This window comes from Peribacillus sp. FSL E2-0218 (assembly GCF_037992945.1).
GTDB lineage: Bacteria > Bacillota > Bacilli > Bacillales > DSM-1321 > Peribacillus > Peribacillus simplex_B.
Genome location: NZ_CP150304.1, coordinates 264,051 through 288,574, shown reverse-complemented (window position 1 = coordinate 288,574; position 24,524 = coordinate 264,051). Strand labels below are relative to the sequence as shown.

The window sequence follows — 24,524 nt, the reverse complement described above, 5'->3', positions numbered from 1 at the left end:
TTTTAAAGCGTTGGTTAAGTCCTCGATCTATTAGTATCAGTCAGCTCCACATGTCGCCACGCTTCCACCTCTGACCTATCAACCTGATCATCTTTCAGGGATCTTACTAGCTTGCGCCATGGGAAATCTCATCTTGAGGGGGGCTTCATGCTTAGATGCTTTCAGCACTTATCCCGTCCGCACGTAGCTACCCAGCTATGCCTTTGGCAAGACAACTGGTACACCAGCGGTGCGTCCATCCCGGTCCTCTCGTACTAAGGACAGCTCCTCTCAAATTTCCTGCGCCCGCGACGGATAGGGACCGAACTGTCTCACGACGTTCTGAACCCAGCTCGCGTACCGCTTTAATGGGCGAACAGCCCAACCCTTGGGACCGACTACAGCCCCAGGATGCGATGAGCCGACATCGAGGTGCCAAACCTCCCCGTCGATGTGGACTCTTGGGGGAGATAAGCCTGTTATCCCCGGGGTAGCTTTTATCCGTTGAGCGATGGCCCTTCCATGCGGAACCACCGGATCACTAAGCCCGACTTTCGTCCCTGCTCGACTTGTAGGTCTCGCAGTCAAGCTCCCTTGTGCCTTTACACTCTACGAATGATTTCCAACCATTCTGAGGGAACCTTTGGGCGCCTCCGTTACTCTTTAGGAGGCGACCGCCCCAGTCAAACTGCCCACCTGACACTGTCTCCCACCCCGATAAGGGGCGCGGGTTAGAATTTCAATACAGCCAGGGTAGTATCCCACCAACGCCTCCACCGAAGCTAGCGCTCCGGCTTCTCAGGCTCCTACCTATCCTGTACAAGCTGTACCAAAATTCAATATCAGGCTGCAGTAAAGCTCCACGGGGTCTTTCCGTCCTGTCGCGGGTAACCTGCATCTTCACAGGTACTATAATTTCACCGAGTCTCTCGTTGAGACAGTGCCCAGATCGTTACACCTTTCGTGCGGGTCGGAACTTACCCGACAAGGAATTTCGCTACCTTAGGACCGTTATAGTTACGGCCGCCGTTTACTGGGGCTTCGGTTCAAAGCTTCGCTTGCGCTAACCTCTCCCCTTAACCTTCCAGCACCGGGCAGGTGTCAGCCCCTATACTTCGCCTTGCGGCTTCGCAGAGACCTGTGTTTTTGCTAAACAGTCGCCTGGGCCTATTCACTGCGGCTTTTCCGGGCTATTCACCCTAAAAAGCACCCCTTCTCCCGAAGTTACGGGGTCATTTTGCCGAGTTCCTTAACGAGAGTTCTCTCGCACACCTTAGGATTCTCTCCTCGCCTACCTGTGTCGGTTTGCGGTACGGGCACCTTACATCTCACTAGAGGCTTTTCTTGGCAGCGTGGAATCAGGAACTTCGGTACTATATTTCCCTCGCCATCACAGCTCCGCCTTAATGGAAACGGGATTTGCCTCGTTTCCGGCCTAACTGCTTGGACGCGCATATCCAACAGCGCGCTTACCCTATCCTTCTGCGTCCCCCCATCGTTCAAACGATGTATAGGTGGTACAGGAATATCAACCTGTTGTCCATCGCCTACGCCTTTCGGCCTCGGCTTAGGTCCCGACTAACCCTGAGCGGACGAGCCTTCCTCAGGAAACCTTAGGCATTCGGTGGAAGGGATTCTCACCCTTCTTTCGCTACTCATACCGGCATTCTCACTTCTAAGCGCTCCACCAGTCCTTCCGGTCTGACTTCAACGCCCTTAGAACGCTCTCCTACCATCGACACCCTACGGTGTCAATCCACAGCTTCGGTGATACGTTTAGCCCCGGTACATTTTCGGCGCGGAGTCACTCGACCAGTGAGCTATTACGCACTCTTTAAATGGTGGCTGCTTCTAAGCCAACATCCTGGTTGTCTAAGCAACTCCACATCCTTTTCCACTTAACGTATACTTTGGGACCTTAGCTGGTGGTCTGGGCTGTTTCCCTTTCGACTACGGATCTTATCACTCGCAGTCTGACTCCCAAGAATAAGTATTTGGCATTCGGAGTTTGACTGAATTCGGTAACCCGTTGGGGGCCCCTAGTCCAATCAGTGCTCTACCTCCAATACTCTCATCTTGAGGCTAGCCCTAAAGCTATTTCGGAGAGAACCAGCTATCTCCAGGTTCGATTGGAATTTCTCCGCTACCCACACCTCATCCCCGCACTTTTCAACGTGCGTGGGTTCGGGCCTCCATTCAGTGTTACCTGAACTTCACCCTGGACATGGGTAGATCACCTGGTTTCGGGTCTACGACCTCATACTCATTCGCCCTATTCAGACTCGCTTTCGCTGCGGCTCCGTCTCATCAACTTAACCTCGCATGAAATCGTAACTCGCCGGTTCATTCTACAAAAGGCACGCCATTACCCATTAACGGGCTTTGACTACTTGTAGGCACACGGTTTCAGGATCTATTTCACTCCCCTTCCGGGGTGCTTTTCACCTTTCCCTCACGGTACTGGTTCACTATCGGTCACTAGGGAGTATTTAGCCTTGGGAGATGGTCCTCCCTGCTTCCGACGGGATTTCTCGTGTCCCGCCGTACTCAGGATCCACTCAGGAGGGAACGAAGTTTCAACTACAGGGTTTTTACCTTCTTTGACGGACCTTTCCAGATCGCTTCATTTACCCCGTTCCTTTGTAACTCCATGTTGAGTGTCCTACAACCCCAAGAGGCAAGCCTCTTGGTTTGGGCTAATTCCGTTTCGCTCGCCGCTACTCAGGAAATCGCGTTTGCTTTCTCTTCCTCCGGGTACTTAGATGTTTCAGTTCCCCGGGTCTGCCTTCAGTACCCTATGTATTCAGGTAAAGATACTGTTCCATTACGAACAGTGGGTTTCCCCATTCGGAAATCTCCGGATCAAAGCTTACTTACAGCTCCCCGAAGCATATCGGTGTTAGTCCCGTCCTTCATCGGCTCCTAGTGCCAAGGCATCCACCGTGCGCCCTTTCTAACTTAACCGTTAAAAAAGTCTTACAGATGCTTTGAAAAAATTAATTGCCTTCTATCTATTATCTAGTTTTCAAGGAACAAAGTGGAGAGAATTCATCACATCGTGATGCCTCTACCTTCAATGAATGAATTACTCATTCAAAACTGAACAAAACAAAAGCGCACTCGTATTATCCTTAGAAAGGAGGTGATCCAGCCGCACCTTCCGATACGGCTACCTTGTTACGACTTCACCCCAATCATCTGTCCCACCTTAGGCGGCTGGCTCCATGAAGGTTACCTCACCGACTTCGGGTGTTACAAACTCTCGTGGTGTGACGGGCGGTGTGTACAAGGCCCGGGAACGTATTCACCGCGGCATGCTGATCCGCGATTACTAGCGATTCCGGCTTCATGCAGGCGAGTTGCAGCCTGCAATCCGAACTGAGAATGGCTTTATGGGATTCGCTTACCTTCGCAGATTTGCAGCCCTTTGTACCATCCATTGTAGCACGTGTGTAGCCCAGGTCATAAGGGGCATGATGATTTGACGTCATCCCCACCTTCCTCCGGTTTGTCACCGGCAGTCACCTTAGAGTGCCCAACTGAATGCTGGCAACTAAGATCAAGGGTTGCGCTCGTTGCGGGACTTAACCCAACATCTCACGACACGAGCTGACGACAACCATGCACCACCTGTCACTCTGTCCCCCGAAGGGGAACGCCCTATCTCTAGGGTTGTCAGAGGATGTCAAGACCTGGTAAGGTTCTTCGCGTTGCTTCGAATTAAACCACATGCTCCACCGCTTGTGCGGGCCCCCGTCAATTCCTTTGAGTTTCAGCCTTGCGGCCGTACTCCCCAGGCGGAGTGCTTAATGCGTTAGCTGCAGCACTAAAGGGCGGAAACCCTCTAACACTTAGCACTCATCGTTTACGGCGTGGACTACCAGGGTATCTAATCCTGTTTGCTCCCCACGCTTTCGCGCCTCAGTGTCAGTTACAGACCAGAAAGTCGCCTTCGCCACTGGTGTTCCTCCAAATCTCTACGCATTTCACCGCTACACTTGGAATTCCACTTTCCTCTTCTGCACTCAAGTTCCCCAGTTTCCAATGACCCTCCACGGTTGAGCCGTGGGCTTTCACATCAGACTTAAGGAACCACCTGCGCGCGCTTTACGCCCAATAATTCCGGACAACGCTTGCCACCTACGTATTACCGCGGCTGCTGGCACGTAGTTAGCCGTGGCTTTCTGGTTAGGTACCGTCAAGGTACCAGCAGTTACTCTGGTACTTGTTCTTCCCTAACAACAGAACTTTACGACCCGAAGGCCTTCTTCGTTCACGCGGCGTTGCTCCGTCAGACTTTCGTCCATTGCGGAAGATTCCCTACTGCTGCCTCCCGTAGGAGTCTGGGCCGTGTCTCAGTCCCAGTGTGGCCGATCACCCTCTCAGGTCGGCTACGCATCGTCGCCTTGGTGAGCCATTACCTCACCAACTAGCTAATGCGCCGCGGGCCCATCTATAAGTGACAGCGTAAACCGTCTTTCCATCTTCCTTCATGCGAAGGAAGAACGTATCCGGTATTAGCTCCGGTTTCCCGAAGTTATCCCAGTCTTATAGGCAGGTTGCCCACGTGTTACTCACCCGTCCGCCGCTAATCTCAGGGAGCAAGCTCCCGTCGATTCGCTCGACTTGCATGTATTAGGCACGCCGCCAGCGTTCGTCCTGAGCCAGGATCAAACTCTCCGAAGAAATGTTTGACTTGCTCATTTGCTTTTTTAATAGTGTGTGCTCACTTAAAATTTAACGTTGGCGCTTTGTTTTGTTCAGTTTTCAAAGAGCAATTTCACAAATCGTCCGTTTCGACGGCTTGTTTATTTAGCATAACACACTATTGATTAGTTGTCAACTTCTGCGAAGTTTTTAACTTGTTTTTAATCGCCTTGTTTCTCAGCGACCATTTCATCTTATCATTTTCATAGTAAGAAGTCAATAGTTATTATTCCTTTTAGTAATCTACCAAAAGCGGATGAAACTTTCGTTTGTCTTACGTGGTGCTTATTTATATTAATCCTATTTCACCTTAAAGTCAATACATTTCGTAATTAATAATTCACACGCTAAATGTCCTCGAAATAGCATGATTAGGTTAGGGGTCGAATTATTGGCTGCCCGGGACGATTTATTTCAATTTCCCTTTTCCCCCAAAAAACGAACATATAATGACGAAAAAAGACCAGCCGGATGGCTGATCTTTGAAATGGCTTGGCGGCGTCCTACTCTCACAGGGGGAGACCCCCAACTACCATCGGCGCTGAAGAGCTTAACTGCCGTGTTCGGAATGGGAACGGGTGTGACCTCTTCGCTATCGCCACCAAACATATGAGGAACGTTGTTCCTTCAAAACTAGATAATAAGAAGGTATTTCATTTTTTAAAGCGTTGGTTAAGTCCTCGATCTATTAGTATCAGTCAGCTCCACATGTCGCCATGCTTCCACCTCTGACCTATCAACCTGATCATCTTTCAGGGATCTTACTAGCTTGCGCCATGGGAAATCTCATCTTGAGGGGGGCTTCATGCTTAGATGCTTTCAGCACTTATCCCGTCCGCACGTAGCTACCCAGCTATGCCTTTGGCAAGACAACTGGTACACCAGCGGTGCGTCCATCCCGGTCCTCTCGTACTAAGGACAGCTCCTCTCAAATTTCCTGCGCCCGCGACGGATAGGGACCGAACTGTCTCACGACGTTCTGAACCCAGCTCGCGTACCGCTTTAATGGGCGAACAGCCCAACCCTTGGGACCGACTACAGCCCCAGGATGCGATGAGCCGACATCGAGGTGCCAAACCTCCCCGTCGATGTGGACTCTTGGGGGAGATAAGCCTGTTATCCCCGGGGTAGCTTTTATCCGTTGAGCGATGGCCCTTCCATGCGGAACCACCGGATCACTAAGCCCGACTTTCGTCCCTGCTCGACTTGTAGGTCTCGCAGTCAAGCTCCCTTGTGCCTTTACACTCTACGAATGATTTCCAACCATTCTGAGGGAACCTTTGGGCGCCTCCGTTACTCTTTAGGAGGCGACCGCCCCAGTCAAACTGCCCACCTGACACTGTCTCCCACCCCGATAAGGGGCGCGGGTTAGAATTTCAATACAGCCAGGGTAGTATCCCACCAACGCCTCCACCGAAGCTAGCGCTCCGGCTTCTCAGGCTCCTACCTATCCTGTACAAGCTGTACCAAAATTCAATATCAGGCTGCAGTAAAGCTCCACGGGGTCTTTCCGTCCTGTCGCGGGTAACCTGCATCTTCACAGGTACTATAATTTCACCGAGTCTCTCGTTGAGACAGTGCCCAGATCGTTACACCTTTCGTGCGGGTCGGAACTTACCCGACAAGGAATTTCGCTACCTTAGGACCGTTATAGTTACGGCCGCCGTTTACTGGGGCTTCGGTTCAAAGCTTCGCTTGCGCTAACCTCTCCCCTTAACCTTCCAGCACCGGGCAGGTGTCAGCCCCTATACTTCGCCTTGCGGCTTCGCAGAGACCTGTGTTTTTGCTAAACAGTCGCCTGGGCCTATTCACTGCGGCTTTTCCGGGCTATTCACCCTAAAAAGCACCCCTTCTCCCGAAGTTACGGGGTCATTTTGCCGAGTTCCTTAACGAGAGTTCTCTCGCACACCTTAGGATTCTCTCCTCGCCTACCTGTGTCGGTTTGCGGTACGGGCACCTTACATCTCACTAGAGGCTTTTCTTGGCAGCGTGGAATCAGGAACTTCGGTACTATATTTCCCTCGCCATCACAGCTCCGCCTTAATGGAAACGGGATTTGCCTCGTTTCCGGCCTAACTGCTTGGACGCGCATATCCAACAGCGCGCTTACCCTATCCTTCTGCGTCCCCCCATCGTTCAAACGATGTATAGGTGGTACAGGAATATCAACCTGTTGTCCATCGCCTACGCCTTTCGGCCTCGGCTTAGGTCCCGACTAACCCTGAGCGGACGAGCCTTCCTCAGGAAACCTTAGGCATTCGGTGGAAGGGATTCTCACCCTTCTTTCGCTACTCATACCGGCATTCTCACTTCTAAGCGCTCCACCAGTCCTTCCGGTCTGACTTCAACGCCCTTAGAACGCTCTCCTACCATCGACACCCTACGGTGTCAATCCACAGCTTCGGTGATACGTTTAGCCCCGGTACATTTTCGGCGCGGAGTCACTCGACCAGTGAGCTATTACGCACTCTTTAAATGGTGGCTGCTTCTAAGCCAACATCCTGGTTGTCTAAGCAACTCCACATCCTTTTCCACTTAACGTATACTTTGGGACCTTAGCTGGTGGTCTGGGCTGTTTCCCTTTCGACTACGGATCTTATCACTCGCAGTCTGACTCCCAAGAATAAGTATTTGGCATTCGGAGTTTGACTGAATTCGGTAACCCGTTGGGGGCCCCTAGTCCAATCAGTGCTCTACCTCCAATACTCTCATCTTGAGGCTAGCCCTAAAGCTATTTCGGAGAGAACCAGCTATCTCCAGGTTCGATTGGAATTTCTCCGCTACCCACACCTCATCCCCGCACTTTTCAACGTGCGTGGGTTCGGGCCTCCATTCAGTGTTACCTGAACTTCACCCTGGACATGGGTAGATCACCTGGTTTCGGGTCTACGACCTCATACTCATTCGCCCTATTCAGACTCGCTTTCGCTGCGGCTCCGTCTCATCAACTTAACCTCGCATGAAATCGTAACTCGCCGGTTCATTCTACAAAAGGCACGCCATTACCCATTAACGGGCTTTGACTACTTGTAGGCACACGGTTTCAGGATCTATTTCACTCCCCTTCCGGGGTGCTTTTCACCTTTCCCTCACGGTACTGGTTCACTATCGGTCACTAGGGAGTATTTAGCCTTGGGAGATGGTCCTCCCTGCTTCCGACGGGATTTCTCGTGTCCCGCCGTACTCAGGATCCACTCAGGAGGGAACGAAGTTTCAACTACAGGGTTTTTACCTTCTTTGACGGACCTTTCCAGATCGCTTCATTTACCCCGTTCCTTTGTAACTCCATGTTGAGTGTCCTACAACCCCAAGAGGCAAGCCTCTTGGTTTGGGCTAATTCCGTTTCGCTCGCCGCTACTCAGGAAATCGCGTTTGCTTTCTCTTCCTCCGGGTACTTAGATGTTTCAGTTCCCCGGGTCTGCCTTCAGTACCCTATGTATTCAGGTAAAGATACTGTTCCATTACGAACAGTGGGTTTCCCCATTCGGAAATCTCCGGATCAAAGCTTACTTACAGCTCCCCGAAGCATATCGGTGTTAGTCCCGTCCTTCATCGGCTCCTAGTGCCAAGGCATCCACCGTGCGCCCTTTCTAACTTAACCGTTAAAAAAGTCTTACAGATGCTTTGAAAAAATTAATTGCCTTCTATCTATTATCTAGTTTTCAAGGAACAAAGTGGAGAGAATTCATCACATCGTGATGCCTCTACCTTCATTGAATGAATTACTCATTCAAAACTGAACAAAACAAAAGCGCACTCGTATTATCCTTAGAAAGGAGGTGATCCAGCCGCACCTTCCGATACGGCTACCTTGTTACGACTTCACCCCAATCATCTGTCCCACCTTAGGCGGCTGGCTCCATGAAGGTTACCTCACCGACTTCGGGTGTTACAAACTCTCGTGGTGTGACGGGCGGTGTGTACAAGGCCCGGGAACGTATTCACCGCGGCATGCTGATCCGCGATTACTAGCGATTCCGGCTTCATGCAGGCGAGTTGCAGCCTGCAATCCGAACTGAGAATGGCTTTATGGGATTCGCTTACCTTCGCAGGTTTGCAGCCCTTTGTACCATCCATTGTAGCACGTGTGTAGCCCAGGTCATAAGGGGCATGATGATTTGACGTCATCCCCACCTTCCTCCGGTTTGTCACCGGCAGTCACCTTAGAGTGCCCAACTGAATGCTGGCAACTAAGATCAAGGGTTGCGCTCGTTGCGGGACTTAACCCAACATCTCACGACACGAGCTGACGACAACCATGCACCACCTGTCACTCTGTCCCCCGAAGGGGAACGCCCTATCTCTAGGGTTGTCAGAGGATGTCAAGACCTGGTAAGGTTCTTCGCGTTGCTTCGAATTAAACCACATGCTCCACCGCTTGTGCGGGCCCCCGTCAATTCCTTTGAGTTTCAGCCTTGCGGCCGTACTCCCCAGGCGGAGTGCTTAATGCGTTAGCTGCAGCACTAAAGGGCGGAAACCCTCTAACACTTAGCACTCATCGTTTACGGCGTGGACTACCAGGGTATCTAATCCTGTTTGCTCCCCACGCTTTCGCGCCTCAGTGTCAGTTACAGACCAGAAAGTCGCCTTCGCCACTGGTGTTCCTCCAAATCTCTACGCATTTCACCGCTACACTTGGAATTCCACTTTCCTCTTCTGCACTCAAGTTCCCCAGTTTCCAATGACCCTCCACGGTTGAGCCGTGGGCTTTCACATCAGACTTAAGGAACCACCTGCGCGCGCTTTACGCCCAATAATTCCGGACAACGCTTGCCACCTACGTATTACCGCGGCTGCTGGCACGTAGTTAGCCGTGGCTTTCTGGTTAGGTACCGTCAAGGTACCAGCAGTTACTCTGGTACTTGTTCTTCCCTAACAACAGAACTTTACGACCCGAAGGCCTTCTTCGTTCACGCGGCGTTGCTCCGTCAGACTTTCGTCCATTGCGGAAGATTCCCTACTGCTGCCTCCCGTAGGAGTCTGGGCCGTGTCTCAGTCCCAGTGTGGCCGATCACCCTCTCAGGTCGGCTACGCATCGTCGCCTTGGTGAGCCATTACCTCACCAACTAGCTAATGCGCCGCGGGCCCATCTATAAGTGACAGCGTAAACCGTCTTTCCATCTTCCTTCATGCGAAGGAAGAACGTATCCGGTATTAGCTCCGGTTTCCCGAAGTTATCCCAGTCTTATAGGCAGGTTGCCCACGTGTTACTCACCCGTCCGCCGCTAATCTCAGGGAGCAAGCTCCCGTCGATTCGCTCGACTTGCATGTATTAGGCACGCCGCCAGCGTTCGTCCTGAGCCAGGATCAAACTCTCCGAAGAAATGTTTGACTTGCTCATTTGCTTTTTTAATAGTGTGTGCTCACTTAAAATTTAACGTTGGCGCTTTGTTTTGTTCAGTTTTCAAAGAGCAATTTCACAAATCGTCCGTTTCGACGGCTTGTTTATTTAGCATAACACACTATTGATTAGTTGTCAACTTCTGCGAAGTTTTTAACTTGTTTTTAATCGCCTTGTTTCTCAGCGACCATTTCATCTTATCATTTTCATAGTAAGAAGTCAATAGTTATTATTTCTTTTAGTAATCTACCAAAAGCGGATGAAATTTTCGTTTGTCTTACGTGGTGCTTATTTATATTAATCCTATTCCTGATCAAAGTCAACGCATTTTCTAAAATAAATATCTCTTGTTCCATCTCCTTGCTTCTTAACGGCCGCCAAGCAAAATGGAGAACTTATATAATAAGAAGTTTTATTTAGTTGCCGACCGTCCCCTTACAACCTAATGGATATTTATCGGAACGTGTTCATTTAATTACCTTGCCATCGATCCAACCTTCAGGAAATTACGCTAATCCAAGTTGACTTCACAAATCTCACTATGCTAGTATATAACCAAGTAATATAATCGGAATAGTTTATATTGTATTCTTACCGTTCAGCTTTTTACACAAAACACGCTTAAAGGAGATGGGACTATGACAGCAGCAAAGGTAATATCAGGTGCGGAACATTTTTTCTTGCCGGGCAATTCTATAGGTATCCTTATTTGCCATGGTTTTAATGGCACACCACAAAGCGTAAGATATTTAGGTGAAAACTTTGCTGCCAGAGGATTCACTGTCTTCGCCCCTCGTTTGGCTGGCCATGGAACGGACGAGAACGAAATGGAAACGAGCCATTATCGGGATTGGATACAAGATGTCGAAGCGGCTTACGCCGAATTAAAGAAGACCTGCACAAATGTATTCGCCATCGGGCAATCAATGGGAGGTGCTCTCGTCCTCGATTTAGCCACAAAAGTGGCTTGCGATGGAATACTCACGATCAATGCAGCGCTCAAAGTTCCTGAATATGAAAAATACCGCAACCAATCGGTCCCACGTTTCATCCCTGAAGGCAAACCGGATATAAAAGCGGAAAACGTTATTGAAATCGCTTATGACAGGGTTCCAACAAAAGCGGTGAATCAATTGCTTGATATCATGCAGCATACCGGTACACGACTCCAAAGGATCACTTGCCCACTCATGCTCTTCCACTCCCCAGATGATCACGTTGTACCTGACCGATGCTCCCATCAAATATACGAAACAGTCATGTCTGATGATAAGGAAATGATTTCGCTTGATAATTCATATCATGTGGCATCACTCGATCATGATAAAGATTATATCATTGAACAAACCCATCGCTTCATTCAAAAACATACCAAACAGGCAAACAGCGCCCCACTGACCTCCTTAATCATATAAAAGGGTTTACGCAAGAACTTCACGGGTATATATAAGTTATAACCAAAAAGGAGGTAACATAATGAGCGGCTTATCAGACAAAATAAAAGGTACTGTAAATAAGGTAAAAGGCGAAACAAAAGACCAGGTCGGAAACGCGAAAAATGATCCTCACTTACAAACAGAAGGTAAAATTGATAAATTAAAAGGAAATCTTCAAGAAGGTTTGGGAAAACTAAAAGATAATAAATAACATTCCCGCCTTAAATAAACTCGACTACACCCCCTTGCAAACCGAGAAGAGGCGGCAGATAATCTGCCGCCTCTTCTCGGTTGTTCAATTAGCCTGAATGACAACGACACACATATCATCAGGTTGATCTTGTTGCATTTCCGGGGACATCACAAAATCAATTGGAGCCATTTCCTTACATCCCAACCACCGAGTCGAGACAGCTTCTTGTATTTGATCAAGCCCATCCGACCCTTCGCCATCTATGGCCTCCATCACTCCATCCGTAAAGAGCAGGATTTGAATCCTATCTTCATAATGAATGGTCGATTTCTCCATTTTCATCTCAGTAAAGAAACCTACGGGGCATGTTCCTTTTGAAAGCGAGGCCACCTTACCGTCATCCATCAGCGCAAAGCCCGGCGGATGCCCCGCATTGACATACTCCACTGTTTTTTGCTCCGTATCAATGATCATATAAATTGCGGTAAAGTAATAATGCACATGGTTATCTTCTTTATTGAGTGTGTTCATCCAGCGATTCATTTCGCTTATGACCGCCACCGGATCCGAATGGGTCCTGATCGCATCCCTTAAAACAGAGGAAATGAACATACACACGAGCGAAGAGGATATACCATGCCCCATCATATCCAACAGGATGATCCCATACCGGTTTTCATCAATTCGATGCCAATAATACATATCTCCCGCTAATTTATTTGCAGGCAAGTATGAAGCCTTGATGGTTAAGTGATCATTAAGAATGGGTTCACTTAACAAACTGCTCTGAACCTGCATGGAGAGATCCAATTCGTTGCGGATTTTTTCATCCTGCATTTTATGCCAATCTTTTTCATATTTTAGCCTTAATCCTACTCGTATCCTTGCAAGCAAATCTATTTTATTAATAGGCTTCATTATATAATCGATTCCGCCCACATCAAGTGCCTCGGCGACCTTATTTGAATCTTCAAGAGCGGTCACGAAAATTACGGGTATATCTTTAAGATGAGGGATGCTTTGCAATTTTCTGCACGCCTCTATCCCATCGATGTCCGGCATCATGATATCGAGCAAGATTATATCAACGGAAGTCTCCTTAGGTTGCGGACTATCCACCTGTAAATATTCAAACATCTCAACAGCTGAAGTTAATGATAGAAAGTCCGTATAGCCAGCCCGCTTTAGTATTTTTTCTATAACGAAAAGGTTAACCTGGTTATCATCTACGATTAAAATCGTCATTCTTTCATTCCCCTTTTGGCTTATATCGAGCGGCAACTTTTATCTTTATTATATGGATCGACTTATTAAGCTCCCTTTATTAGGGATGTTTCTATTATATTATAACGAAGTTCAGTCTCATTTAATAATAATAAGCAGTGAAGGCACATGCACTTGCAGACTAACTGATTACATATTCCCCATCCTGACACTCCATAAACATGAAAAGGCAAAGAAAATGAAAAAAATTGTACCAATTCCAGTAAAAACAAAGAGTCCGCATAAATGCGGACTCTTTATTTCAATTTCCGATAAATCCGTTCCTTTGGATCAAAGTCCTCGTAATCTTCCGAAAAGGAGGATGTATGAAGTGTTTCCTTGCTGCCAACCGCAAGGAAACCATCTTTACATAAGCTGTCATAAAACAACTGATTAACATACGTTTGTAATTCGCTGGTAAAGTAGATCATCACATTCCTGCACATGATGATATGAAATTCATTGAATGAGCCATCCGTCACCAAGTTGTGCTGAAAGAATTCAATGTTTTTCAGAAGGCTCGGATCAAGGTAGGCATACTGATAATCGGTTGTGTAATACTCCGAAAATTCTTGGTTACCGCCTGCATGCAAATAGTTTTTCGTATAAGATTGCATTCTATTTAAGGGTAAAATCCCTTTTTCCGCATGCAGGAGGACGTCTTCATTCATATCAGTGGCATAAATCCTCGCCTTATCATAAAGCCCTTCTTCCTTTAGAATGATGGCCATGGAAAAGGCTTCCTCGCCAGTAGAGCAACCAGCATGCCATATCCTGATTTCCGGTAGGTTTCTCAGGAGCGGAACGATATTCAATCGGAAAGCTTTAAAGAAATCGGGATCGCGGAACATTTCGGTAACATTTATCGAAAAATCTTTCAGAAGCTTCTCGACATATCCCTTTTCATATAAAACCATTTCAATCAATCCGCTTATCCTGCGAACATGGTCCAGTCTCATTCGATTTTCCACTCTGCGTTTTATTGAAGAACGCATGTATTTCCGAAAGTCGAAGCCGGAAACGGAATAGATCGCTTGTAACAATAAATCGATTTCTATATCTTCTCGTTCTTCAATCGTTAAAGTATCCTTCATGTAAGACCTTCCTTACCTGTACTATCCATCAATTAGTCAACCAAACCCTTAAAACCGATAACAACTGATCTAATTTTAATGGCTTGCTGACATAGTCGGACGCTCCGGCCTTGAGGCATTTTTCCCTATCGCCCTTCATCGCTTTTGCCGTCAGCGCTATGATCGGAAGATTCTCGAACTGATCCTGTTCGCGAATCCTTGTCATCGTCTCATAACCGTCCATGCCCGGCATCATGATATCCATTAATATTGCATCTATATTATTTCCCTGTTCGAGAATATCCAAACACTCATAGCCGTTTTCAGCGATCAGGATTTCCATCCCTTCATGCTTAAGGGCGTTTTTTAGCGCAAATATATTTCGGTGGTCATCATCCACTACCAGTACCGTTTTATTGCAGAATGGCTTGGATTTATCCTGGCCATCCTCATCCAGTACTTCCACCGCCGTTTCTTCACGGCTGACAAAAGCGGCTGCGGGTGGTTCCTCGTGTGTGGCTGCTGCCACTTCTGGAGAAGCCGCTATCGCTTCACCGACATTCTTGAAGCCCTCTGGCATGCTTGGGATGAAGAACGTAAAGGTGCTGCCTTTGCCTTCCTCACTATCGACAACGACCCAGCCGCCTAGAAGCTTAGCGAACTCACGGCAGATGGATAGACCTAATCCTGTACCGCCATACTTCCTCACCGTAGCTCCGTCGGCTTGCTGGAACGCTTCAAAGATGATTTTCTGCTTTTCTTTCGAAATTCCGATGCCCGTATCGGTCACCTTGATTTCAACCCAATTGCTCGCCCCTTTAGTTTGTATCCATTGAGCTACATTTTCTTCGTCCGCCTTTTTGATCTGGACAGAAACGGAACCTTTTTCCGTAAATTTAAAAGCATTGGACAACAGGTTTTTCAGGATCTGCTGGAAGCGCTGTTCATCCGTAAAGAAAATGTCAGGAACATTTTTATCTTTTTCTATTATAAAATCAATGTTCTTCTTCTTCGCTACATGATCAAAGTTGCGGTGCAGTAAGTCGGGAAGCTCACTCATGTTCATTTCGTCGAATACCACTTCCAGCTTTCCTACTTCCACCTTGGATAAATCCAGAATATCATTGATCAAGGTCAGTAAATCCTGGCCCGATGAGTTAATGACACGAGCGAATTCCTGCTGCTCTTCGTTCAATTTACTATCATTCGGGTCGGAAAGCATTTCCGATAGTATCAATATACTATTGAGAGGTGTCCGCAACTCATGAGACATATTTGCCATGAATTCCGATTTATATTTAGAACTTAATTTTAATTCTTCCGCTTGTTTTTCAAGGTTCACCTTCGCGACCTGAAGCTCTTTCGATTTCTCTTCCGTTTCACGGTTTCTCTCTTCCAATTGCTCATTGATCATCCGCAGCTCTTCAGCCTGTGTTTGCAGTTCTTCCGATTGGGCCTGCATTTCCTCTGACTGTGATTGCAATTCTTCCGATTGAGCCTGTAATTCTTCCGTCTGTGCCTGAGACTCCTTCAATAAACGCTCGATTTCCATCCGGCCCTCGACACTATTAATCGTGATGCCCAATGTATCAAGGACATGATTAAGAAAGTTTTTTTGCAGCTTCGTAAAGGCATCGAGGCTGGCCAGTTCAACCATCGCCACAACTTCGCCCTCAAAAAGGACTGGCGCAATGACAATGCTTTTCGGGCTGACTTCCCCTAACCCCGTTGTAACCAACTGGAAGTCTTCAGGGATATCTTCAATGATCTTCGATTTCCTTTCAAGGGCACACTGCCCAATCAAGCCCTCTCCCAATCGGAATTCACGCCGTCCTGAGTCTTCGCCATCTCCCGCAAAGCTGGCAAGCTTCACGAAACGCATATTGTCACCTTCACCGCGCTTGACGTAAAACGCTCCGATTGAGGCTCCCATCATCGGGGCAAGCCTTGTAATGAACCGATCACCCAGAACCTCGACATCAACGATACGCTGATACATGGTGGCGATATCGGCAACACGGGTTTGAATCCAGTTCTGCTCACTGATTTTTTCCGTAAAATCTTTTTCTTTTTGATTATACACTTCAAGCGATTCCGCCATATCATTGAAGGAACGGGCAATGTCACCGATCTCGTCCTTCGTTCGTACCGGAACCCTCGGTATGACCGATAGATTTTTAAAGTCAATATTTTTGATGACCTTCGTAATGGATTGCAGGTCTTTTGACGTGCTGCGCATCATCCAGGCCATCGTTATCGAAATGACCAAAATGCTAAGAATAACCGCAAAGATGATGAACCCGATCATGTCTTCATAGGTTTGTTTCGAATTTTTCAAGGTATCTTTCATGACACCTTCTTGATAATCCTTGAAGTCATCCATCGTACGGATGACTTTCGTCCGCTTTTCCCTTTGATCGTTCATCAGGCTGGAGATATTATCGCCAGTATTCCCTGATTGTATCTTTTGCAGGATCTCGGCTTCCGTTATTGAGTATGATGCATACTGCGTTTCAAACTCTTTCAATAGTTGCTTTGCCTTCACCTTGTTTAACGTGCCGGATAACTTGGCAACCTTTGATTCAATCAAACTATGATTATCATTGATGATTTCAAGGCTTTCTGCTCTTTCTTCTTTGTTTGCATCATTGGCCGCAAACAAGATTTCACGATCCGACCTTGAAAACAGCTGCCGGATTTCCATCGAAGCTTGAACTTTTTCATAACGATTTTCGACTATTTCAGTCATGCTGCTCTTTAAATTGTTAAGAGTAAACATCATGAAAGAAAGTAATATCGCCAAGAATAGCAAAATTAAACCGAACCCTAACATTTGCTTCTTCTTAAAACCCATTTTCCCGCCCACCTTCAATACTTTTTTATGACCAGCCGATAATAAACGGCATTGCAAGATAAATCTTCATCCTATCACCAGTATTGTTTTTTGAAGAAATTTCATTATATGCTTAACATTCATAAAAATGATAACTAGGTAGATTCATTGCCTGAACTCCATTCTAACATTTCCTAAGAGAATATGGTTACCTACATAATTATTTTACATAAATTCCTTTTCCATTTTTACTGCAAAGTGACTCCATTATAAAAACCGAAAGTATGCACCTTCGGTTTTTACGTGTCTTGTTTATTGGATTTTCTTCACTTCAACGTATAATACATGGTGGCCATCCATTTCTTTTACGGTGAATTCATAGCCGGCGTACTCCATTTTATCGCCGACCGCAATTTCGAACCTTCCAGTCAGGACCCATCCGCCAAGTGTATCGATATCTTCTTCAGGTAAATCTATCGCAAGTGTATCATTGACATCCTCGATCAAGGTTTTTGCATCGAAAACATAATGACCCTCATCGATTTTTTGAATGAGCGGACGTTCGTCTTGATCGAATTCATCACGGATTTCGCCAACTATTTCTTCAAGAATATCTTCAACAGTAACAAGGCCCGCAGTTCCGCCATATTCATCGGTCAAAACAGCCATATGAATCCGTTCCTTCTGCATTTTCAGCAGCAAATCATGGATGGCAATCGTTTCAAGTACACGGATGACGGGCGTTACGAATGAATCGACCGTCAATGCCGATACATTCTCCTCTGTAATCGTCGCTGTATATAGACGTTTGATATTGACCATGCCCACGACATTATCCTTATCTCCATCTATGACCGGGTATCTTGTATATTGCTCCTCTTGAATCAATTCAACAACTTCCAATAACGGCATACCCTTTTCAACAACGGTCATTTCCGTACGGGGGACCATGATTTCATTTGCTATACGCTCATCGAATTCAAAGATCTGATTGACATATTTGTATTCGGATTGATTGATTTCACCGCTTTTATAACTTTCCGATAAAATGATGCGAAGCTCTTCTTCCGAATGGGCCATTTCCGACTCGGAGGCCGGCTTTAAACCGAATATGCCGGTCAGGAGACGGGCAGAACCATTCAGCAGCCAAATGAAAGGATATAAAATACGGTAAAAAAGGATTAACGGTTTAGCAAAAAGCAAGGTGACTTCCTCCGCCTTTTGAATCGCTACGGTTTTAGGCGCCAGTTCTCCGACGACAACGTGAAGGAAAGTCACTGAACCAAAAGCGATTACGAAAGAAATGATGTGACTTACGGATGCCTCCAGTCCCCATTTTGTAAATATTGGTTTTAAGATCGCCTCGACGGTCGGTTCTCCCAACACCCCTAACCCTAGAGCCGTTACGGTAATCCCCAATTGGCACGCTGATAAATATTCATCAATATGGGTTGTTACTTTTTTTGCTGCCAAAGCACTTCTATGCCCCTCTTCAATCAGTTGGTTGATGCGGGAACTTCTGACTTTGACGATGGCAAATTCCGAAGCAACGAAAAAAGCGGTCAATGCTATTAATACGGCTACTGCTAATAATTTTATAAAAATCTCCAATATGTGCGGGTAGACCAGGCATGGTGACCATCCTTTAAACAAGGGAATGGACATGCACGGTATAATCCCAAGCACCTCCTGTATAAATGGTTAGTTTCATTCCTGCATGCACCAAAACCATTTAGCCTATATCGTTATCATGCACCTTTGCACACTAAACTATAGGGGATAAATTTCAATCATACCAGCAAAACTAACAATGATTGGATTAAGGCCATGCTTTCATGGGAAATCTGTTTTTTTAAAAGAAGTTCATTTTTTTCGTCCTGCTTGATCAAGGTGATGACTTCTTGAAGTTCCTCGTTCAAGCCATCCAATTTGCTTTTCAGTTTAAGTCCTGTTTCTTCAATCGCTGATGCGGTTTCCAAATCTTGTTTAAGTAATTCTTTTATATCTTCCAATGATAGGTTTTTTCGTTTATATCGCTCGATCAGGCGAAGCCTTTCCAGTTCACCGAGTGAATAATAACGGTAATTGGAGGCGGAACGTTCTGCTTTAAGCAAACCTAAGTTTGTATAATAATCAACGGTTCGTTTCGTAACATTCGCCATTTCCGCCAACTCGCCAATTTTTAATGTCTCGTTCCCAACATAACCCCTCCAAACCGTCGCGTGATGGTTTGGGCATCCTCGAAGATTCATGCCCTAACACCTTGACGTTTTATTCTATTATCTAATCGTACAATATTTTAACTGAAATGAAAAATAATATTATTGGTTGAAGGGGTATATATTTCATTCTATTTATCCTTACCCCTCATGGAAAATAAAAAAACCGATTATTTGATAATCGGTTCAGACTGTAGACAAACTCGATGAAAATCGAGTTTGTCTATTTTTATGGCCTGTACAATTTAGACGTTGATTTCCACTCCAGGCACTCGCTTTCCGCGGGCGGTCGGGGAGCCTCCTCGGCTTTGCCTGCGGGGTCTCCCCTAGACGCGCTTTTCCCGCAGGAGTCTCGAACACCCGCTCCAATCAACTTTGTCTTACCTTTTAGATAGAACACTTTTGACTGGAGTCATTTTTGTTTTAAAATTGAAGGATTAAAACTTGAGGTGATGAGGATGCTTTCTAAACATGATTCTATTCAGCGAGATCAACTTGAAATGATTACTTTAGATCAACTGGTGCCACCGAACCATTTGGTTCGTAAAATGGAGGCTGCCATTGACTTCACTTTCATTTATGACTTGGTGAAAGATATGTACTCAGAGGTAGGACGCCCAAGTATTGATCCAGTTATTTTAGTTAAACTGACTTTCATTCAATATACCTTCGGTATTCGTTCCATGCGTAAAACGATTGAGCGTGTATTCGCAGATGCAAAAGAAAAGCATGGTATGCGTTGGACTACTTTAAGGGGACTTAAAAAATTGTCGATGCAGGCGATGCTTACTTTCGCTGCCATGAATTTAAAGAAGATGGCCACTTGGACATGGCAAGGTCCTAAAACGGCTTAACATAGTGGCTCGAAGAGCCCAAATCTCGTAACCTTTGGTCAAAATTTCAAAGGAATTTCAAAAGGGGTTCGGAATTTTTTAATTCCGAACCCCTTTTGTCTACAAACTGAAACCGATTATTTGATAATCGGTTTTCAACTATATCTATGTTATTTATTTTTTTGTTTTCACAGGAAATTGAGTGCTCAATATTTTAGGACCGCATTGGCATAGGGTGGAATGCTTTAGCTTTTTGATGGGTGTACCGCAAGTTTCACAAACTTTAGCTACCATTTATACCGTCCCCTCCTCATTCAAACTAGATGTCCCATTCATTATAACACTTCCGTTATTATAATCAATACTAAATTAAAATAATTATAAATAATCTCATTGTTCAGTTGCTGGCTTATCATGCCGCTTGAGTAAAAAGCCCTCCGAATACATTCCTGAAGAACATTCGCAGCAGCAATTCAATCAGCTGATCGCTGGCCGGCTTGATATCTTTCCTGCTTGGATGGACCGTTATCGGTTATTTGTTCACCTTGATCGTCGGGATAGCTTCCCTCATCGCCATTCTCGGTTTTTGCACCGGCTGCTTTATCCTTTATCAATGGAAGCGATATACCTATAAATCATTCTGAAGTACGCTTGGAATTGCTCTTTTTAACCCAATAAGCAGCAAGCAGGATCAATAGAAGCAGTACAGCTTGCGGTACAAGCGTTTCGATTGTTGGGTAAAGGCCAATCGCTTCAATGAACGGGAATGAGCTGATCGTATTTGTCGGTATCACCTGCGAAACCTGAAGCGAATGGATAGAGACTCCAAGTATCTTGAAAGCTAGAGCATATATCAGTATCGTTGCCACTTTAAAGAATACCGACATCGGTAATTTCACACTGTAGCGCAGCATAATGAAACCAATGACCATTAAGATGAGGAAGGCTAGCAAAATCCCGCTTAGCAGCTGCTTTACCTCCATATAAGGGGCCATTCCTGCATAAAAGATAATGGTCTCCGCACCCTCACGGAAAATGGATAAAAAACTTATCAACGCGAAAGAGAGGATGCTTCCCGTGGCAATGGCCTGATTCATTTGCTTGCTGATATATCGGTTCCATGCATGGACATTCGATTTACTATGAAGCCAAATGCCAATCGTCAGCATCATCGATACTGCTATTATTCCAGTAATTCCCTCGATATATTCCCGGCTTGACGCAGCCGTGATCTGAGAGAAAACGATGTTGATGATGACAGCCAATGCGGAACTGGCAACCAAGCCCGCACCAACACCTGCCCAAATCCATTTCTGTTTGTCCGCTTGCCCGATTTTGTTCAGGAAAGATAATAACGTAGCGACAATCAAGAGCGCCTCCAAGCCTTCCCGCAACAGAATCAGGGCGGCATCCCATGTTGTATAGCTTGTATCATCAATCAAAGGAAGTAATCTTGTGTTTAAATCGGCTACGATCGCCTTTGCTTCCTCCGCCTTTATATTCTTCGATTGCAAGAGGCTGATGGCAGTGGGGACTTTCGTTTCCATATCACTGTACAGCTTACTATCCCTTGTAGAGACTTCCCCTTCGACATTGGGCCAAATCCTTAAAATTTCATTTAAACGGTCAACGGCCGAATTCATGTCCTCTTTTTCAATATTTTTTACACTCCCTTGTAACAGCTGTGTTACATCCGCAAGGGAATAGGTTGTCTTCTTGCTTCCTTTTTCAACTTTGCCAGCGAGGAAATCCTCCATTAGCCCTCTTAATTCAGCTAAACTCTTTTTGCCTTTTTCCCGATCAGGAGGATCTTGTGTAATCGCAATTCGCACAAACGCCATTTTTGTTTCGATCTCACCATATGTAGCCACGCTTTTTTCCCTGACCACAACCTCCGCGTCTGTCCACCGATTCAGCAGGTTGGCATATTGAACGTTAGCTTGATCAAAGTCCTTTGCCGTGATCGAAGCGTCCAATTCATCGATTAAAGGCAGAAGGGATTGCAGCCGTTCTTTATAGTCTGTCTTGTCAACGGGGTTTTCGTTCGTGTCATAGACGATCAGCGCACTCGATAATGACGATAGCCGCTTTTTGATGTCAGCCGTTGAAGCTTCGTCTTTCAAGGCACTTTTTACGGATTGCAGCTCTTTGCTCACTTTCTTCGCGCCTTCGCTGTCCGTTTTAATCGTTTCCCAATCTTTCTCGAATGAATCGATGTTTTTCGATACCTGCTTAACTTCGCCGGATTTCACCTTCATTAAACTATCGCCAATATAGACAAAAAGCTGATCGTGATTTTCACCAGCCGAGGCCATCCTGATACCAGGTAAAATCAATAAAAGGCCGACGATCAAAACCAATATCCCACTTTTCCATTTAAAAACGTTCATATTCGCCACTCCTCATTCATGAACTAAAATCGCCAACCCGGATTAAATCCACGCTGGCGATTTTATGTCCTAAATCTGAAATTCAATTTATCCAAACAGGGAATCTCCTATATATCCACCCTTTTTCACACCTGGTAAACACGCAAACATCGCACTTCCCCTGTGAACGATATATTCATTGAGCTTGTCTTTTTTTGCTAGTCGCTCTTGTATAGGGATGAATTGTTTACTCGGGCTTCGCTGAAAGCAAATGAATAGCAGACCAGCATTGAAGCTGCCTGTTTTGGGATCCATGCCATCCGCATATGAATAAGGACGCCTCAGGATTTTTGCTTTGCCGTCTCCCCTGGCTAGGCTCATATGGGAATTTTCCGGAATGGTCAGGTTTCCATTTGAATCTTTCGCTTCTAAATCAACGCGATCAAACTCATTCTTCATCCCTAGTGGAGCTCCGCTGTCCCGGTGACGCCCAAACGTGTTTTCTTGTTCTTTCAATATCGTACGGTCCCAAACCTCGATATACATCTGGATTCGGCGCACAACCATATAACTGCCGCCAACAAGCCAGTCGGGTCCGTCCCCGGCCTTTACCCAAACATGCTCATTCATTTCACTGGCATCATCCGTATCCGGATTGACCGTACCATCCTTAAAACCGAATAAATTACGCGGTGTCGTCTTTTTCGAATCGGCTTGCTTAGTCCGTTGAAAACCCGTCTGCGCCCAATGAATGATCGTCTTCCCTCTTCCTATCCTTACCAAGTTCCGCACGGCATGAAAAGCGACTTGCAAATCATCGGCACACGCTTGAATGCAAATGTCCCCACCGCTCCATGAATCCTCCAACGCATCCAAAGGGAACTTCGGCAGATCCTTCAATTCAGCAGGTTTTTTCGAGTTCAAGCCAAACCGGTCTTTTCCATCCTTTGAAAACAAGGTCGGACCGACGCCGAACGTAATCGTTAAATTGGATGGTGATAATTCCTTCGCTTCCCCTGTGTCCTTTGGAGGCATATTCGCATTTAGGGATGCTTCCCCCACCAAGTTTCCCGCTGTCATCTGGGCCGCGGCCTCCGTCCAATCCTTAAATAACTGAATTAAGTCGGATCTTTTATCCGTAGTGACCTCCAATGAAGCGAAATACAGGTTATCCTGCGTTTCGGTCGTGATTCCTGCTTGATGCGCTCCATAAAAAGGGACAATATCCTTCGTTTGTCCCTTCGCCCTTGAATCGGAGAGCGTCAGCAGCCCGCCAATTCCAGATGCTCCTATCACGACTCCGATTCCGCCGACCCCTGCCGTTTTCAACATATTGCGGCGACTCACTTTTTTTGTGAAAAGCCCGGTTTTATCATTCGGCGTATTTTCCTTCAATTACGATTCCTCCGTTACAATCCCTATTTGCGAAAGTGGTTCAGCCAAGGCATCAATCGCTTGACTAAGCTCTTTAACTTCGGATTCCTTTAAATCCGTATAGGAGATGTATCCATCGCCTTCTTTGTGCTTTTCAAGCAGGGCGTATACTTCGTCAAAACGCTGTTGGATTTCCACGGCAAGCTTTGCATCCTTTTCTTTTAACGCTGGAGTAAGCAGTTCAAAAATCTTTTCTGCCCCTTCCACATTGGCCACGAAATCATATAAATCCGTATGGGAATACCGGTCCTCTTCGCCTGTAACTTTACTTGTTGAAACCTCATTCAATAGATCGACTGCACCCGTGATCAATAAATCCGGCGTGACCTCGACCGTTTCAACTTTGGCACGAAGCAAATTGACATCGCTCATCAACTGCTTTGCATACTTTTCATATCCTTTTGTCGTGTTTTCTTCCCATAGTCCCATTTCAATGCGGTGGTATCCACCCCATTCTTCATCCTTGACATCACCTTTACGTGCATCGATTTTCGGATCCAGGTCACCGAATACTTCAGCAATTGGTTCGGCTCTCTCATAATGCATACGGGCTGGTGCGTACACTTCCTTAGCCTTTTCAAGATCACCGGCTGATACCGCCGCCGTAAATTCTTCCGTAGCTTTTACAAACTCTTCTATTTCATTGATCGCATATTCGCGGTACTCACCCGAGACATCATCCAGCTTACTCTCACTTTTTTCTTTGGCTTTGTCATCTGCCGGCTTAGTCCCTTCGTTTTCCTGCGCACACCCGAATAATAGACTGGTAGATAGCAGGACTGCTAATGACGCCTTTGCTTTCTTCATAATGTATTCTCCCTTTAATATGATTTGTAGATTCATA

Annotated in this window: 12 protein-coding genes and 5 rRNA genes; 4 read left to right on the top strand and 13 right to left on the bottom strand. The window is 46.1% G+C overall.

Features of this window, described 5'->3' with window-relative positions:
* Window positions 1–10: 10 nt before the first annotated feature.
* The 5 genes from MHI53_RS01455 to MHI53_RS01435 all read right to left on the bottom strand — a co-directional run bounded on the left by MHI53_RS01455 (window position 11) and on the right by MHI53_RS01435 (window position 10,009).
* Window positions 11–2,943: ribosomal RNA gene (locus MHI53_RS01455) — 23S ribosomal RNA — on the bottom strand.
* Between the two features lie 171 nt (window positions 2,944–3,114).
* A 16S ribosomal RNA gene (locus tag MHI53_RS01450) occupies window positions 3,115–4,665 on the bottom strand.
* A 511-nt stretch (window positions 4,666–5,176) separates the two neighbouring features.
* Window positions 5,177–5,292: ribosomal RNA gene (gene rrf, locus MHI53_RS01445) — 5S ribosomal RNA — on the bottom strand.
* A gap of 62 nt (window positions 5,293–5,354) precedes the next feature.
* A 23S ribosomal RNA gene (locus tag MHI53_RS01440) occupies window positions 5,355–8,287 on the bottom strand.
* Between the two features lie 171 nt (window positions 8,288–8,458).
* A 16S ribosomal RNA gene (locus MHI53_RS01435) occupies window positions 8,459–10,009 on the bottom strand.
* Together the 16S, 23S and 5S rRNA genes form the textbook arrangement of a ribosomal RNA operon.
* Before the next feature lie 656 nt (window positions 10,010–10,665).
* Here MHI53_RS01435 and MHI53_RS01430 point away from each other — a divergent pair.
* Together MHI53_RS01430 and MHI53_RS01425 are read left to right on the top strand one after the other, a co-directional pair.
* Window positions 10,666–11,442, top strand: a complete 777-nt coding sequence (locus tag MHI53_RS01430; RefSeq protein WP_061143757.1) for an alpha/beta fold hydrolase — start codon at window positions 10,666–10,668, stop codon at window positions 11,440–11,442.
* A gap of 61 nt (window positions 11,443–11,503) precedes the next feature.
* Window positions 11,504–11,674 (top strand): CsbD family protein, encoded by a 171-nt coding sequence (locus MHI53_RS01425; RefSeq protein WP_081092530.1) that lies wholly within the window; start codon window positions 11,504–11,506, stop codon window positions 11,672–11,674.
* Window positions 11,675–11,758: 84 nt separating this feature from the next.
* Here the strand turns inward: MHI53_RS01425 and MHI53_RS01420 are convergent, their stop codons facing one another.
* The 5 genes from MHI53_RS01420 to MHI53_RS01400 form a co-directional block, all read right to left on the bottom strand.
* Window positions 11,759–12,901 (bottom strand): fused response regulator/phosphatase, encoded by a 1,143-nt coding sequence (locus MHI53_RS01420; RefSeq protein ID WP_340372603.1) that lies wholly within the window; start codon window positions 12,899–12,901, stop codon window positions 11,759–11,761.
* A 275-nt stretch (window positions 12,902–13,176) separates the two neighbouring features.
* The gene (locus MHI53_RS01415; RefSeq protein ID WP_340372602.1) at window positions 13,177–14,013 is read right to left on the bottom strand and encodes a protein-glutamate O-methyltransferase CheR; all 837 of its coding nucleotides are present in this window, start codon (window positions 14,011–14,013) and stop codon (window positions 13,177–13,179) included.
* 28 nt (window positions 14,014–14,041) lie between these two features.
* Window positions 14,042–16,846 carry a response regulator gene (locus tag MHI53_RS01410; protein WP_061143828.1) on the bottom strand — a complete coding sequence of 935 codons (2,805 nt, stop codon included), beginning with the start codon at window positions 16,844–16,846 and terminating at the stop codon, window positions 14,042–14,044.
* A gap of 291 nt (window positions 16,847–17,137) precedes the next feature.
* Window positions 17,138–18,436 carry a hemolysin family protein gene (locus tag MHI53_RS01405; RefSeq protein ID WP_061143829.1) on the bottom strand — a complete coding sequence of 433 codons (1,299 nt, stop codon included), beginning with the start codon at window positions 18,434–18,436 and terminating at the stop codon, window positions 17,138–17,140.
* A gap of 179 nt (window positions 18,437–18,615) precedes the next feature.
* Window positions 18,616–19,077, bottom strand: coding sequence for a MerR family transcriptional regulator (locus tag MHI53_RS01400; RefSeq protein WP_260320314.1), 462 nt, complete (start codon window positions 19,075–19,077; stop codon window positions 18,616–18,618).
* 425 nt (window positions 19,078–19,502) lie between these two features.
* Here MHI53_RS01400 and MHI53_RS01395 point away from each other — a divergent pair, with 425 nt between their 5' ends.
* Both MHI53_RS01395 and MHI53_RS01390 read left to right on the top strand, forming a co-directional pair.
* Window positions 19,503–19,898, top strand: a complete 396-nt coding sequence (locus MHI53_RS01395; RefSeq protein ID WP_340372492.1) for a transposase — start codon at window positions 19,503–19,505, stop codon at window positions 19,896–19,898.
* A gap of 476 nt (window positions 19,899–20,374) precedes the next feature.
* Window positions 20,375–20,521 (top strand): DUF4395 family protein, encoded by a 147-nt coding sequence (locus MHI53_RS01390; RefSeq protein WP_340372601.1) that lies wholly within the window; start codon window positions 20,375–20,377, stop codon window positions 20,519–20,521.
* Here MHI53_RS01390 and MHI53_RS01385 read toward each other — a convergent pair.
* The 3 genes from MHI53_RS01385 to efeO all read right to left on the bottom strand — a co-directional run bounded on the left by MHI53_RS01385 (window position 20,513) and on the right by efeO (window position 24,487).
* Entirely contained in the window at window positions 20,513–22,267 is a 1,755-nt protein-coding gene (locus tag MHI53_RS01385; RefSeq protein ID WP_340372600.1) for an FTR1 family protein, read from the bottom strand. The genes MHI53_RS01390 and MHI53_RS01385 overlap by 9 nt on opposite strands.
* An 87-nt stretch (window positions 22,268–22,354) precedes the next feature.
* The gene (gene efeB / locus MHI53_RS01380; protein WP_340372599.1) at window positions 22,355–23,641 is read right to left on the bottom strand and encodes an iron uptake transporter deferrochelatase/peroxidase subunit; all 1,287 of its coding nucleotides are present in this window, start codon (window positions 23,639–23,641) and stop codon (window positions 22,355–22,357) included.
* Window positions 23,642–24,487 carry an iron uptake system protein EfeO gene (gene efeO, locus MHI53_RS01375; RefSeq protein WP_061143762.1) on the bottom strand — a complete coding sequence of 282 codons (846 nt, stop codon included), beginning with the start codon at window positions 24,485–24,487 and terminating at the stop codon, window positions 23,642–23,644.
* Window positions 24,488–24,524 lie beyond the last annotated feature (37 nt).